The organism is Pseudomonas sp. PB120, from assembly GCF_009761815.1.
Taxonomy (GTDB): Bacteria; Pseudomonadota; Gammaproteobacteria; order Pseudomonadales; family Pseudomonadaceae; genus Aquipseudomonas.
Window position 1 is genome coordinate 1 of sequence record NZ_RWIN01000144.1, and the last position, 14,680, is coordinate 14,680.

13 protein-coding genes are annotated in these 14,680 nt (G+C 60.3%); 7 read left to right on the forward strand and 6 right to left on the reverse strand.

What is annotated here, in order from left to right; all coding sequences use genetic code 11:
* Positions 1–141 precede the first annotated feature (141 nt).
* From glpD to EJA72_RS26740, 4 genes are all read right to left on the reverse strand, one after another.
* The gene (glpD, locus tag EJA72_RS26725; protein WP_157714874.1) at positions 142–1,680 is read right to left on the reverse strand and encodes a glycerol-3-phosphate dehydrogenase; all 1,539 of its coding nucleotides are present in this window, start codon (positions 1,678–1,680) and stop codon (positions 142–144) included.
* Between the two features lie 333 nt (positions 1,681–2,013).
* Positions 2,014–2,769, reverse strand: a complete 756-nt coding sequence (locus tag EJA72_RS26730; protein WP_007916700.1) for a DeoR/GlpR family transcriptional regulator — start codon at positions 2,767–2,769, stop codon at positions 2,014–2,016.
* 94 nt (positions 2,770–2,863) lie between these two features.
* Positions 2,864–4,369: a glycerol kinase GlpK gene (gene glpK, locus EJA72_RS26735; protein ID WP_157714875.1), complete on the reverse strand. Its 1,506-nt coding sequence runs from the start codon at positions 4,367–4,369 to the stop codon at positions 2,864–2,866.
* 75 nt (positions 4,370–4,444) lie between these two features.
* A complete protein-coding gene (locus EJA72_RS26740; RefSeq protein ID WP_157714876.1) occupies positions 4,445–5,296 on the reverse strand; it encodes an MIP/aquaporin family protein in 852 nt (283 codons plus the stop codon).
* A gap of 368 nt (positions 5,297–5,664) precedes the next feature.
* On the opposite strand from EJA72_RS26740, the gene ybaK reads away from it, so the two are divergent.
* Positions 5,665–6,135 (forward strand): Cys-tRNA(Pro) deacylase, encoded by a 471-nt coding sequence (gene ybaK, locus EJA72_RS26745; RefSeq protein ID WP_157714877.1) that lies wholly within the window; start codon positions 5,665–5,667, stop codon positions 6,133–6,135.
* A 15-nt stretch (positions 6,136–6,150) separates the two neighbouring features.
* Positions 6,151–6,933, forward strand: coding sequence for a PhzF family phenazine biosynthesis protein (locus EJA72_RS26750; protein WP_157714878.1), 783 nt, complete (start codon positions 6,151–6,153; stop codon positions 6,931–6,933).
* Between the two features lie 116 nt (positions 6,934–7,049).
* Here the strand turns inward: EJA72_RS26750 and EJA72_RS26755 are convergent, their stop codons facing one another.
* Positions 7,050–8,159: an ABC transporter ATP-binding protein gene (locus EJA72_RS26755; protein WP_157714879.1), complete on the reverse strand. Its 1,110-nt coding sequence runs from the start codon at positions 8,157–8,159 to the stop codon at positions 7,050–7,052.
* Positions 8,156–9,076: an ornithine carbamoyltransferase gene (argF, locus tag EJA72_RS26760; protein WP_157714880.1), complete on the reverse strand. Its 921-nt coding sequence runs from the start codon at positions 9,074–9,076 to the stop codon at positions 8,156–8,158. The genes EJA72_RS26755 and argF overlap by 4 nt, the downstream gene beginning before the upstream one ends.
* 408 nt (positions 9,077–9,484) lie before the next feature.
* On the opposite strand from argF, the gene EJA72_RS26765 reads away from it, so the two are divergent.
* The 5 genes from EJA72_RS26765 to EJA72_RS26785 all read left to right on the forward strand — a co-directional run bounded on the left by EJA72_RS26765 (position 9,485) and on the right by EJA72_RS26785 (position 14,679).
* Positions 9,485–9,775 (forward strand): hypothetical protein, encoded by a 291-nt coding sequence (locus EJA72_RS26765; protein ID WP_157714881.1) that lies wholly within the window; start codon positions 9,485–9,487, stop codon positions 9,773–9,775.
* Between the two features lie 134 nt (positions 9,776–9,909).
* Complete coding sequence (locus EJA72_RS26770; protein ID WP_157714882.1) at positions 9,910–12,015, forward strand: molybdopterin oxidoreductase family protein; 2,106 nt, start codon at positions 9,910–9,912, stop codon at positions 12,013–12,015.
* Between the two features lie 97 nt (positions 12,016–12,112).
* The gene (gene grxD, locus EJA72_RS26775; protein WP_109501982.1) at positions 12,113–12,454 is read left to right on the forward strand and encodes a Grx4 family monothiol glutaredoxin; all 342 of its coding nucleotides are present in this window, start codon (positions 12,113–12,115) and stop codon (positions 12,452–12,454) included.
* Positions 12,455–12,722: 268 nt separating this feature from the next.
* Entirely contained in the window at positions 12,723–13,382 is a 660-nt protein-coding gene (locus EJA72_RS26780) for a FadR/GntR family transcriptional regulator (protein WP_157714883.1), read from the forward strand.
* Positions 13,372–14,679, forward strand: a complete 1,308-nt coding sequence (locus tag EJA72_RS26785) for a CynX/NimT family MFS transporter (protein WP_157714884.1) — start codon at positions 13,372–13,374, stop codon at positions 14,677–14,679. The genes EJA72_RS26780 and EJA72_RS26785 overlap by 11 nt, the downstream gene beginning before the upstream one ends.
* The last annotated feature ends 1 nt before the right edge of the window (position 14,680 follow it).

Here is a 14,680-nt window from a genome sequence, read left to right on the forward strand (position 1 = left end):
GTGTGTCAGAGAACAATTATTCGACTGACACACCGCCATCGCGAGCAGGCTCGCTCCTGCAGAGGGCTTTGGGTGTTCGCCAAAATGCAAAAAGCCCCTGAATCGTGAGATTCAGGGGCTTAGTGTTAGCGGGAGTAACGATCAGGCCGCTTCGATCTTGCGACGGTTATGCTCAACCTTGCTCAAGTAATCCGCCAGCTTCTGTTGTTCCCCCGGGGTGGTGAACAGCCCGAGTTTGCTGCGGCGCCACAGAATGTCGTGCGCCGTGGTGGCCCACTCTTCACTGCACAGGTAATCGACTTCGCGGGTGTAGAGTCCGCCGCCAATGTGTTCGCCCATGTCGCTGAGGTTCTGTACACCTTCAAGCATGCGCCAGGTGCGGCTGCCGTACGTGGTGGCCCAACGGCGCGCAATTTCGGTCGGCACCCAGTCGAACTGGTCGCGAATCCGCGAGCTCAGCGCTTGTGGTGTGGTCATGTCCTCGCCCCCCGGCAGGGTCGCCGTGGCGGTCCAACTTGGCTTGATGTGCTTGAAGTACGGCGCCAGTTGCGCCAGTGCGGACTCGGCCAGTTTACGGTAGGTGGTCAACTTGCCGCCGAACACGGACAGCAGCGGCGCATCTTCACCGGTGCCGGACAGCGCCAGGGTGTAGTCGCGGGTGACGGCGGACGGGTTGTCGGATTCGTCGTTGCACAGCGGCCGAACGCCGGAATAGCTGTGCAGGATATCGTCGCGGCTGATTTGCTTCTTGAAGTGGCTGTTGACCACTTTCAGCAGGTAATCGGTTTCGCCTTCGGTGATCGCAACTGCCGCCGGATCGCCGGTGTATTCGCGGTCGGTGGTGCCGATCAGAGTGAAGTGGTTCAGGTACGGAATGGTGAAGACGATGCGCTGATCTTCGTTTTGCAGGATGTGCGCGTGTTCGCCTTCGTACAGTTTCGGCACGATCAGGTGGCTGCCCTGGATCAGGCGAATGCCGTAGGGCGATTCCATTTTCAGGTCGTCGCGGATGAACTTGGCGACCCAGGGGCCGGCCGCATTCACCAGCGCCTTGGCGCGAATCGAAAACAGACTGCCATCGGCACGTTCCAGGTGCAGGTGCCAAAGCCCCTTGGTGCGACGCGCGCTGACGCAACGGGTCTGGGTGTGAACGTGAGCACCGTTCTCGCGAGCCGCCATGGCGTTCAGTACCACCAGTCGCGCATCGTCGACCCAGCAATCGGAATATTCGAAGCCTTTGGTAATTTCACTTTTCAGTGGGCTGTCGGGACCGAACTTCAGGCTTTTCGAACCTTCGAGTTTTTCCCGTTTGCCGAGGTTGTCATAGAGGAACAGCCCGGCACGAATCATCCAGGCCGGTCGCAGGTGTGGGCGGTGCGGCAATACGAAGCGCATTTGCTTGACGATGTGCGGTGCCTTGGCCAACAGCACTTCGCGTTCGGCGAGTGCTTCGCGCACCAGACGGAATTCGTAATGTTCGAGGTAGCGCAGGCCGCCGTGGATCAGCTTGCTGCTGGCCGAAGAGGTGTGGCTGGCAAGGTCGTCTTTTTCGCAAAGGAACACCGACAAACCGCGACCGGCAGCATCTGCTGCGATCCCGACGCCATTGATCCCGCCACCAATGACGGCGATGTCGTAGACCTCAGCGAGAGGGGGCGTGGGCAGGGTAGAAGTGGGCATCGGCAGGCCTCAGGCGTTTTTGGCTTTCTGTATTTGATTTCGAACATGAATGTTCATATGCGAAAATCTTAGCCCATAAAGAAGCGCGCAGCCAGTCAGCTTTGATTGAAAAAACTCATCGAAGGACGGCTAAAGGAAAATTATCGAACATTAATGATGCTGGTCGCGGTTTTTGTGGCGAGGGAGCTTGCTCCCGCTGGGCTGCGAAGCGGCCCTAAAACCGGCAATCGAGGTCGTTCAGGAATAACAGGGTCGTGAGGTTTGCGTCTGCTGCGCAGCCGAGCGGGAGCAAGCTCCCTCGCCACAGGGGAAGCTCGCTGGGTGGGAGAGGGCTTAAACCACTTCGAGCCGAATCTTGTGCTGACTCAACAACTGCGCCAACGCCGGCACCGGCTGCTGATCAGTCACCAGACAATCGATCAGGCTGATCGGCCCCAGGCGAATCATGGCGTTGCGCCCGAATTTGCTGGAGTCCGCCGCCAGGATCACCTGCCGGGCATTGGCGATGATCGCCTGTGACACCCGGACCTCCTGATAATCGAAATCCAGCAGGCTGCCGTCTTCATCAATGCCGCTGATGCCGACCAGGGCGAAGTCGACCTTGAACTGGTTGATGAAATCGACACTGGCCTGACCGACCACGCCACCGTCACGCCGCACATTGCCACCGGTCAGCAGAACGTCGAAGTCGTCTTTGGCGCTGAGCATCGAGGCCACATGCAGGTTGTTGGTGATGATCTTCAGGTGGTTGTGATTAAGCAGTGCGCGGGCAATCGATTCGGTCGTGGTGCCGATATTGATGAACAACGAAGCGTGGTCGGGAATCTGTGCCGCAATGGCTTCGCCGATACGCTGTTTTTCATCGCGCATCTGGTCGGCGCGCATGGCGTAGGCGGTGTTTTCGACGCTGGAATCATAGGCTGCGCCGCCGTGGTAGCGCCGCAGTAAATTGGCTTCCGCGAGCTGATTGATATCGCGGCGGATGGTTTGCGGTGTGACGACGAACAGCGTGGCCATTTCCTCGATGCTGACATAGCCGCGTTCGCGAACCAGCTCGAGGATTTGCTGCTGACGGGGAGGCAGATTCATGGGGCTTCCTTTGGGCTGCCGTGCAAAATTTGCCCATGATGCCGCAGGAATCTGCTCCCTGCCAGTTAGAACCTAAACCGATCCTGCCGTTGGCTTATTCAGCACCTTCATGCGGTTCCCAGTCGCGGGTGCGGCTGACGGCTTTTTTCCAGCCGGCGTAGAGTTTTTCCTTCGCGGCTTCGTCCAGGGTCGGCTCGAACTCGCGTTCGATCACCGCTTTGCCGCGCAACTCTTCCAGGCTGCCCCAGAAGCCGCACGCCAGGCCGGCCAGGTAAGCCGCACCCAATGCGGTGGTCTCGCGCATTTTCGGGCGCTCGACCTGTGTGCCGAGGATGTCGGCCTGGAACTGCATCAGGAAGTTGTTGGCGACAGCACCGCCATCCACGCGCAGGGCTTTGAGGCGTTCGCCGGAATCCTGTTGCATGGCGTCGAGAACATCGCGGGTCTGATAGGCAATCGACTCCAGCGCCGCGCGAATGATGTGATCTACGCGTACGCCACGGGTCAGGCCAAACAGCGCGCCGCGGGCATACGGGTCCCAGTACGGAGCGCCCAGGCCGGTGAAGGCCGGTACCAGGTACACGCCGTTGCTGTCCTTGACCTTGTTGGCGAAGTATTCGGTGTCGTGGGCGTCGTTGATGATCTTCAGTTCGTCACGCAACCACTGAACGGTGGAGCCGCCATTGAACACCGCGCCCTCCAGCGCGTAAGCCACTTCGCCACGCGGGCCGCACGCGATGGTGGTCAGCATGCCGTGCTGGGACTTCACGGCTTTGTCGCCGGTGTTCATCAGCAGGAAGCAGCCAGTACCGTAGGTGTTTTTCGCCTGGCCTGGCTCGACGCACATCTGGCCGAACAGGGCCGCTTGCTGGTCACCCGCGATGCCGCCGATGGCGATGCCGCTCTTGGTGTGGCCGTAGATTTCGGACGAGGACTTAACTTCCGGCAACATCTCGCGCGGGATATCCAGCACGTCCAGCATCTTCGCATCCCACTCCAGCGTGTGGATGTTGAAGAGCATGGTGCGCGAGGCGTTGGTGTAGTCGGTGACGTGCACCTTGCCGCCGGTAAATTTCCAGATCAGCCAGCTGTCGACGGTGCCGAACAGCAGCTCACCTTTGCGCGCGCGCTCACGGCTGCCTTCGACGTTGTCGAGGATCCACTTGAGCTTGGTGCCGGAGAAGTACGGATCGGTCACCAGGCCGGTGGTATCGCTGATGTATTGCTCGTGGCCGTCACGCTTGAGTTGCTGGCAGATCTCGGTGCTACGGCGGCACTGCCAGACGATCGCGTTATAGATCGGGCGGCCGGTGGTTTTGTCCCAGACCACCGTGGTTTCACGCTGGTTGGTGATGCCGATGGCGGCGACCTGGTCGTGATGCAGGCCGGCTTGTGCCAGGGCCTCGACCATCACGGCGCTTTGGGTGGCGAAGATTTCCATCGGGTCGTGTTCGACCCAGCCGGCTTGCGGGTAATGCTGGGCGAATTCGCGTTGGGCGGTGCAGACCACGTTCGCGTCGCGGTCGAAAATGATCGCGCGAGAGCTGGTCGTACCCTGGTCGAGGGCAATGATGTAGTTCTTATTCTGAATGTCGGTCATGTCGATTGCCTTGGACGAAATAAGGGAGTGAGGTCAGGCGCGGGACCAAATGGGCAGGATCACGCGCCTACGGTATCAAGAAGTTCTTGGTTTGCCGTCAATGGCCGGTGATACATCCTTTGTAGCAGTAACGGCGTTGGGCAGATGGCGGGCAATCAGCCCACGATAGGCAGCGGCGCCGAGGCAGGCACCGACAATCGGTGCAAAAATCGGAATCAGGAAGTACGGGATATCACGTCCGCCGGTGAGGGAAATTTCACCCCAGCCAGCAAAGAAAGTCATCAGCTTGGGGCCGAAATCACGGGCCGGGTTCATGGCAAACCCGGTAAGCGGGCCCATCGAGCTGCCAATCACTGCAATCAGCAGGCCGATCAGCAGCGGTGCCATCGGCCCGTTGGGCAAGCCATTGTTGTCATCGGTCAGGGACATGATCACGCCCATCAGGATCGCGGTGATGATCACTTCAACCAGGAACGCCTGGGCCGTGGACAGGGCAGGGTTGGGGAAGGTAGAGAAGACCGACGCCAGTTCGAGGCTGGCCTCGGTGCCACGAACCATATGGTGAGTTTGTTCGAAATCGAAGAATAGGGCGCTGTACAACGTGTAGACCAACAAGGCCCCGCAGAAAGCGCCCGCCACTTGGGCGAAGATGTAGAACGGCAGTTTGCGCTTTTCGAAGTCCGCAAAAATGCTCAGGGCGATGCTGACGGCCGGATTGAGATGGGCCCCGGAAACCCCAGCGGTCAGGTAGATCGCCATGCTCACGCCGACACCCCAAATGATGCTGATTTCCCACAGGCCAAAGCTGGCACCCGCGACCTTGAGCGCGGCGACGCAACCCGTACCAAAAAATATAAGCAGCGCGGTCCCCAGGAACTCGGCCATGCATTGGCTCGAGAGCGATGGTTGTTGTAAAGCAGTTGTCATTCAAACCTCGGTTCTTGTTGTTGTCTGACGCTTTGTCCTTCCCGAACGAAGCGCGATTTTCACCGAGGCAGGATCCCCATCCTGTTCTCGGCTTGCAGCCGGGTGTTGCATTGAGACGTTCGTGCAGTATTCAGATTCGAAAAAATATAGACAAGAAACACTGCTGTCAAAGGTCGAAAGTGAACAGATGGTCACAAATCAACTATTAGTCATGTGAATGATCGTATTGTTCACGCGGTAACTCGCGCGCGGACGGACGGTAAAAAGCGCCTGATGGCCTTTGAAACAGGGCCGCCGTAGAGCCTTTTATGAATCAATAACCTAGAATCGAACGCAGGATTTTTTACTGCCGCCAGTCTGGAGCTGCCATGACCCCCGCGTTGGATTTGTTGAAAAAAGTTCGAGCCGAACATCGCGTGCACAGTTACGAACACGACCCCAAGGCAGCGTCCTATGGTTTGGAGGCGGCGGAAAAACTGGGCCTGGACCCTGCGCAGGTGTTCAAGACCTTGCTGGCCGCCAGTGAAAAGGGTGAATTGCTGGTAGCCGTGGTGCCAGTCGTCGGAACGCTGGACCTGAAGGCTCTGGCCCACGCTGCCGGGGTGAAAAAAGTCGAAATGGCCGACCCCGCCGCCGCTCAGCGATCAACCGGTTATCTGTTGGGTGGCATCAGCCCGCTGGGACAGAAGAAGCGCTTGCGCACCTTTATCGACAGCTCGGCCCAACCCTTCGCGAACATTTTCGTCAGTGCCGGCCGTCGTGGCCTGGAAGTGGAACTGGCACCGTCCGTGCTCGCCGAACATACCCAGGCGAAATTCGCCGATATCGGCCGCGCCTGAATCAGGGAGAAGGTTATGCAGTTGGCGTTTCATCAGGTTGATGCATTCAGTGACCGGCCGTTTGGCGGCAACCCGGCGATGGTTTATCGGCTCGATGCCTGGCTCGCCGACGAGCTGATGCAGAAGATCGCCGCCGAACACAACCTCGCCGAAACCGCGTTCGTGGTGCGTGAAGGGCAGGCCTGGCACATTCGCTGGTTTACCCCGACCACCGAGGTGCCGTTGTGTGGCCATGCGACGCTGGCCACTGCTTACGTGCTGTTCGAGATCTATAAAGAGCCGGTCGAGCGGCTGGACTTCCTTTGCAAATCCGGGCCATTGAGCGTGAGTCGAGAGGGTGATCGTCTATGGCTGGATTTTCCGGCGATCGAGCCTTCGGAAGTGGGCGTGACGCTGGATGTCGAGCGCGCTCTGGGAGTCGAAGCGGTCGATGTGCTGGGTTCGAATGAATTGTTCGTAGTGCTGGAGTCCGAGCAAGCGGTGCTCGAATGTCAGCCGGACATGGTTGCCTTGGCGAAACTGCCTTGGCTGGGCGCCATCGTGACGGCACGGGGCAGCCAGCACGACTTCGTGTCCCGTTATTTCGCGCCGGCGATTGGCATCAACGAAGACCCGGTGACGGGGTCCACCCATTGCAGTCTGATTCCTTACTGGTCGAAGCGTCTGGGCAAGTCGAGCCTGATGGCGTATCAGTGTTCAAAGCGAGGCGGGGCGTTGTTCTGCCGGCTGGAGGGGGATCGGGTGAAGATTGGCGGTAATGCCACGCTGGTGGCGAGCGGAACACTAACCCTGGGCTAACCCCAAACCCACTGTAGGAGCGAGCCTGCTCGCGATAGCGGTCTCACATTCAACAGTGATGTTGAATGACCCAGCGCTATCGCGAGCAGGCTCGCTCCCACAGGGATCTTCGGTGTTCAAAGAGCCGTGCTATACCGCCGCACACCGGATTCCACTGCCGAAATCTGCGCCGCCGTGCTGCCGGACGCCTGGAACAACACCAGATGTTCAGCCGCCACCCGAATGCCGACTTCCGCGCCAATCTGCTGATCGACATGACTCGGGAAGATCGACTCCAGCTGTGCACCGGTCGGCATCTGCAAGCGATACAGCGTCGAGGCCCCCTGGAACGACTTGCCGACAATTCGCGCCTTCAAGGCGCTGTCCGGCGCGTAAACGATGTCGTCCGGACGCAGCAGCACGTCCACGGCACCGCCGATTGGCCAGGTGTAGGCACGATTGCCACGCAATTCACCGAGCTCGGTCTGTACCGATTCCGGGCTGTTGAGCTGGCCGCGAATGAAGTAACCCTGACCGATGAAACTGGCCACGAAGGGCGTCAGCGGTTCGTGATAGAGGTTGTAGGGCGTGTCCCACTGTTCCAGGCGACCTTCCTTGAACACCCCGACATGATCACTGACTGCGAAGGCTTCTTCCTGGTCGTGGGTCACCAGAATCGCACTGGTGCCACGGGCCTTGAGGATGTCGCGCACTTCATGGCTGAGCTTGCGCCGCAGTTCGCCGTCGAGGTTGGAGAAGGGTTCGTCGAGCAACAGCAGTTGCGGTTCCGGCGCCAGGGCGCGGGCCAGGGCAACCCGTTGTTGCTGACCGCCGGACAGTTCGTGCGGGAAGCGCTTGCCAAGGTTTTTCAGGTTGACCAGTTCGAGCAGCTCTTCGGTGACGCGATCCTTGTCTGGATGCTTGCGGATCCCGAAGGCGATGTTCTCGGCCACGCTTAAATGTGGAAACAGCGCGTAGTCCTGGAACACCATGCCGATCCGGCGTTTCTCCGGTGCGAGGGTGAAGCCGGCGCGGGAGATGGTCTCGCCCGCGAGCGTGATCTCTCCTTCGTGCACCGGCTCGAAACCGGCAATGGCGCGCAGGGTGGTGGTCTTGCCGCAACCCGAAGACCCAAGCAGGCAACCGATGTCGCCGGCGTTCAGATGCAGGTTGAGGTTCTGCACGACCCGCTGGTCTTGATAGCCGCAGGCGAGGTTGCGCAGGTTCAGCAGTAATGGCTGGCTCATGCGTGGTGATACGCCGGCTCTACCAGAAATTCGAGCAAGGCTTTCTGGGCGTGAAGCCGGTTTTCGGCTTGATCCCACGCGACGGAACGCTTGTCGTCGAGCAGGTCGACGCTGATTTCCTCGCCACGGTGAGCAGGCAGGCAGTGCATGAACAGCACGTCGTCGGCAGCCGAATCGAGCAACGCACGATTGACCTGGTAGGGGGCGAACAACTGCAGGCGTTTGGCGGTTTCTTCTTCCTGGCCCATGGAGGTCCAGACATCGGTGCTCACCAGGTGAGCGCCGCGTACGGCGTCCTTCGGATCGCGCACGATGGTCACGCGGTCGCCGGCCTTGGCCACGAATTCAGGGTTAGGCTCGTAGCCTTCCGGGCAGGCAATGCGCAACTGGAAGTCGAACTGGATCGCTGCTTCTATATAGCTGTTGCACATGTTGTTGCCGTCGCCGATCCAGGCGACGGTCTTGCCTTGAATGGAGCCGCGGTGCTCAAGGAAGGTCTGCATGTCGGCCAGCAACTGGCACGGATGCAGGTCATCGGACAGGCCGTTGATCACCGGCACGCGGGAGTTGGCCGCGAATTCGGTCAGGGTACTGTGGGCAAAGGTACGGATCATCACGGCGTCGAGCATGCTCGACATCACGATGGCGCAGTCGCCGATCGGTTCGCCACGGCCCAATTGCGTGTCGCGCGGGGACAGGAAGATCGCCTGGCCGCCGAGCTGGATCATGCCGGCTTCGAACGAGATTCGGGTGCGGGTCGAGGATTTTTCGAAAATCATCCCGAGCACGCGGTTTTTCAGGGGCTCGAACAGTACACCGCGGTTACGCAGGTCCTTGAGCTCAACGCCTCGACGGATCACGCTGACCAGCTCTTCGGGCGTGCAATCCATCAGGGAGAGAAAGTGCCTTGCGCTCATCATTGACTACCTTTTTGCTACAAACCGCAGATGCTCAAAGCCTTGTTTAACGGAACAACGGGCGAGACCTGCGGCGTAAGCCGCACGGGGCGACGAAATAGGGCAAGGCGCGATCTTATAATTAAATGTCGCGTCTTACCAATAGGGCTAAAGTTTTTAGGGGTGTTCAGCATCGAAACAGACTTTTGGTATAAGCGTCTTTCAAGCCAGTGTCCCGACCAGCAGCCCGTCATTTGTACACCGGGCTCCCTGGGCTTTGCAATCAAGCAAGCGGGGATGGCGCCGTGGCAGTCGGTTTCTGACCCGGCATTCGAGACCTGGGATGGCAATGTGCCTCGTCGGAAACATTTGCTAATGCAAAGTGCTGGGTTATAACTAATTCACGAGCGACGCAGGAAGCCATTCGCAATGGAATCGAAAGAACAGCAATTGATGGAATTACTTGGCCTCACGGCCCGCTCACTGACGCACCTCACTGCCTCCATGACCTCGATGTCCTTCGAGTTGTTGCGCAGTCATGACGAAGTCACCAGGGCCGCAGGCCGTCGCATGATCGACCGCATGGCAACCATCAGTGCCGGGCTCGACGAGCACTGGCGGCTGATCGGCGAACTCACCGGCGTGCATGTGGCGCACGAGCAGATCGAGACCATCCAGGAGATCCAGTTGCAGGCGCCACCCAGGTTACCGCCGAACTGATCCCGAGCGGCTATCGGCGGGCCTGATGGTCGCCAATTCACAAGACGAACGTCGCTGGCGCAGCGCAGGTGCACGCGCCATAGTTTTGTTCCCGCGGCTGCCATTGCCCGCCCAGAACAAGACAGAGACTGGCCATGACCAAGACTCTCCATCACCGTGCCTGCCACCTGTGTGAAGCCATCTGCGGCCTGACCATCGAAACCACCGAAGTCGACGGCAACGTCAGCATCACCTCGATCAAGGGCGATGCTCAGGACACTTTCAGCCGTGGGCATATCTGCCCCAAGGCCGTCGCCCTGCAGGATATTCAGAACGACCCGGATCGCCTGCACCAGCCGATGCGGCGGGTCGGCAGCGAATGGCAGCCCATCGAATGGGAAGACGCTTTCAGCCTTGTCGCCGAACGCCTGGCGACAATTCAGGAACGGCACGGGCAGAATGCGGTGGCGGTCTATCAAGGCAACCCCAGCGTCCACAACTACGGGCTGATGACTCACAGCAATTACTTTCTCGGCCTGCTGAAAACCCGCAACCGGTTTTCCGCGACGTCAGTCGATCAGTTACCTCATCACCTGACCAGCCACTTGATGTATGGCCACGGTTTGCTGTTGCCGATCCCGGACATCGATCACACCGACTTCATGCTGATCCTGGGCGGCAATCCACTGGCCTCCAATGGCAGCATCATGACTGTGCCGGATGTGGAAAAGCGCCTGAAGGCGATTCAGGCCCGGGGCGGCAAAGTGGTGGTGGTCGATCCGCGTCGCAGCGAAACGGCGGCGATTGCCGATCAGCATCTGTTCGTACGCCCCGGTGGCGATGCGGCGCTGTTGTTCGGTCTGCTCAACACGCTGTTCGACGAAGGCCTGACCCGCGACAGTCATTTGCCGGTGGACGGTCTGGACGAGGTGCGTGAGGCGGTCGCAGGTTTCACCGCCGAGGCCATGAGCCCGCTGTGCGCGGTGCCGGCCGAGCAGATCCGTCAACTGGCGCGGGACTTCGCGGCCGCACCGACGGCCGTCTGCTACGGGCGCATGGGCGTTTCGACCCAGGCGTTCGGCACGTTGTGCCACTGGGTCGTGCAGTTGATCAACCTGGTCACCGGCAACCTCGACCGCGTGGGCGGTGCGCTGTGCACCGAGCCGGCGGTGGACCTGGTGGCCTCCACCTCGGGCGGGCATTTCAACCTGTGGCAGAGTCGCGTCTCCGGGCGCCCTGAGTACGCGGGTGAGCTGCCGGTGTCGGCGCTGGCCGAAGAGATGCTCACCGAAGGCGAAGGGCAGGTCCGCGCCCTGATCACCGTCGCCGGCAACCCGGTGTTGTCGACCCCCAACGGCCGGCAACTGGAGCAGGCGCTGGACGGCCTGGAATTCATGGTCAGTGTTGACCTGTACATCAATGAAACCACGCGCTATGCCGACCTGATCCTGCCGTCCACCTCGGCCCTGGAAAACGATCACTACGACACCACGTTCAACATGTTCGCGGTGCGCAACGTCAGTCGTTTCAACCGCGCGATCCTGGCCAAACCGGAAGGCGCGCTGCACGACTGGGAAATTTTTGTCGGCCTGGCCAAGGCCTTTGCGGCCAGGACCGGCAAGGAACTGAAACCGACCATCGCCCCGGCGCAGATGATCGACCGTGGTCTGCGCATGGGCGCGTATGGCGATGCGTCGGAACACAAGTTGTCCGTGGCGACCCTGTTTGATCATCCCCATGGCGTTGACCTGGGGGCATTGAAATCCAACCTCGGGCCACGGCTGAAAACGGCCAACCAGCGAATCCAGGCCGCACCTGCGCCGATACTCGCTGACCTGAAGCGCTTCGCGGCGTTGCAGGCTCCGGATGCCGATGAGTTGTTGATGATCGGCCGCCGTCACGTACGCAGCAATAATTCGTGGATGCACAATTATCACCGGCTGGTGAAGGGCAAGCCCCGTCATCAATTGCTGATGCACCCGGATGACCTGGCCAGCCGGGGGCTCAACGATGGGCAGCGCGTACGAGTCAGCTCGCGGGTCGGGGTGATCGAAGTTGAAGTGCTGGGCAGCCTGGATATGATGAAAGGGGTGGTCAGCCTTCCTCATGGTTGGGGCCATGCACGGCCTGGCGTGCAGATGACGATTGCCAGTGGTCAGCCGGGTTCCAGTGCCAACGACCTGACCGATGAATGTCAGCTCGACGAGTTGTCCGGAAACGCAGCGCTCAATGGCGTACCGGTCACGGTGGCAGCGGCTTGATCGAGTCTGTCGGGGAGACCGAGCATGGCGCTCGGGTTTCCGTTACAATGCGCCACCGTGCCGACCCTTGAGTCGGAAAGTTCAGCCGAGGTGCTCCATGGATATCATCGAAACGATTAAAGAGCAGATTGCTAACAACACCATTCTGCTTTACATGAAAGGCTCGCCGAATGCCCCGCAGTGCGGCTTCTCCGCGAAAGCCGCGCAGGCCGTGATGGCGTGTGGCGAGAAATTTGCGTACGTGGACATCCTGCAGAACCCGGAAATCCGCGCCAACCTGCCAAAGTACGCCAACTGGCCAACCTTTCCACAATTGTGGGTTGGTGGTGAACTGGTCGGCGGTAGCGACATCATGACTGAAATGGCTGCCGACGGTTCGTTGCAGGCCACGATCAAAGCCGCTGCTGAAAAAGCTGCAGCCGCCAAGACCGAAGCCTGAGCCCCGGGCACTAAAAACCCTTCACGGTTATCCGTGAAGGGTTTTTTTTCGCCTGCAAATAACTTCTCCGGCGACAAACCCCGCTTTATGTAGCAGCTGCCGAGGCACGAGGCTGCTTTGGGCTGCTCAGCGGCCCCCAAGCGGCGGTCCTGCGGACACGCAACGCAGCCTCGTGCCTCGGCAGCTGCTACAAAAGGTTGTCCTCGTGTACCGACCTGACTAAGATGTCAGAAAATTCATCCTATGATTGGATGAAAGGGCGAGTCCTATGTCAGAAATTTCACCACTCATTAAGCGTTCCCTGGTCGATCAGGCCCTGGAGCAATTACGCCTGCGCATCGCAAAAGGGGTCTGGACCGTCGGCCAGCGCCTGCCCACCGAGCCCGAGCTGTCTGCCGAGCTCGGCATCAGCCGCAACACGGTGCGCGAAGCCATGCGCGTGTTGGCCTTTTCCGGCTTGATTGAAATCCGCCAGGGCGACGGCAGCTATGTGCGCGCGGTGGTCGACCCTCTGGACACCCTGAAGGCGCTCTCCCGTTGCACCCACGAGCAGGCCCGTGAGACCCGACACATTCTGGAAGTTGAGGCGATTGGCCTCGCGGCCATGCGGCGAACCGATGAAGACCTGGTGGCGTTGCGTGAAGCGCTCGGCGTCAGCGGCAGCCATTATCACGGCGACCTCGACAGCTACATCGCCTGCGACCTGGTGTTCCACCGCCGCTTGGTGGATGCCGCGCACAACCCGGCACTCAGCGAGTTGTATCGCTACTTCTCCAGCCTCGTTGGCGCACAACTGCGCCAGACCCTGAACATTACCCCCCGGCGCCAAGAGGTGTTCGACCTGCACATCGAACTGCTCGATGCGGTCGAGCAACGCGACCCGGAACGGGCGAAAGCCCTGTCGAGGCAGTTGATCAATGAACCTTGAAACCGAGAATTCCATGTCCAGCGACAACCGCAACATCACCCAACCCAAGCGCACGGCGGAGCTCGAAGAGCTGCTGATCGATGCCGAGGCCGATGACGAAGCGGTCCAGCACAGTCAGCCGATTTTGCGTCGTCCATGGCTGTTGTTGCTTGGCCTGATTCTGGTGGCATTGAACCTGCGACCGGCCTTGTCGAGCATGGCGCCGATGCTCAGCGAGGTCTCGAAGTCGCTCGGCTTGTCCGCTGCGCAGGCCGGTCTGCTGACGACGTTACCGGTGCTTTGCCTCGGTCTGTTTGCGCCGTTGGCGCCGATCCTGGCGAGGCGTTTCGGGGCCGAGCGGGTGGTGTTGGGCATTCTGCTGACCTTGGCGGGCGGGATCATCCTGCGCAGTTCGTTCGGTGAAATCGGCCTGTTTGCCGGCAGCGTACTGGCCGGCGCGAGCATCGGTGTGATCGGCGTTTTGTTACCGGGCATCGTCAAGCGCGACTTCGCCAAACACGCGGGCACCATGACCGGCGTCTACACCATGGCGCTGTGTCTGGGCGCGGCGATGGCGGCAGGCGCAACGGTGCCGTTGAGCGAACATTTCGACAAAAGCTGGACGATGGGCCTGGGCTTCTGGGTGCTCCCGGCGCTAGTGGCGGCGATTTTCTGGTTGCCGCAAGTCGGTCAGAAACACGGCGCGCATAACGTGGCTTACCGGGTTCGCGGTCTGCTGCGGGACCCGCTGGCCTGGCAAGTCACCTTGTACATGGGCCTGCAATCATCACTGGCGTACATCGTGTTCGGCTGGCTGCCATCGATTTTGATTGGGCGTGGCCTGACGCCGACCCAGGCCGGCCTGGTGCTCTCGGGTTCGGTGATTATTCAATTGGCCAGTTCATTGGCCGCACCGTGGCTGGCGACACGCGGCAAGGATCAACGACTGGCGATTGTGATCGTTATGGCGCTGACCCTCGGCGGCTTGTTCGGTTGCCTCTACGCGCCCATCGAAGGACTGTGGGGCTGGGCGATTCTGCTCGGCCTGGGGCAGGGTGCCACGTTCAGCCTGGCGTTGACCCTGATCGTGCTGCGTTCGAGGGACTCGCACGTCGCGGCCAACCTGTCGAGCATGGCCCAGGGTTTCGGTTACACCCTGGCGTCGATGGGGCCGTTCGCGGTCGGCATCGTGCATGACTGGACCGGCGGCTGGAACGCTGTGGGCTGGATCTTCGCGGTGATCGGTCTCGGCGCCATCCTCGCCGGCCTTGGCGCTGGGCGTTCGTTGTATGTGCAGGTGGTCAGCGAAAAGGTCTGAA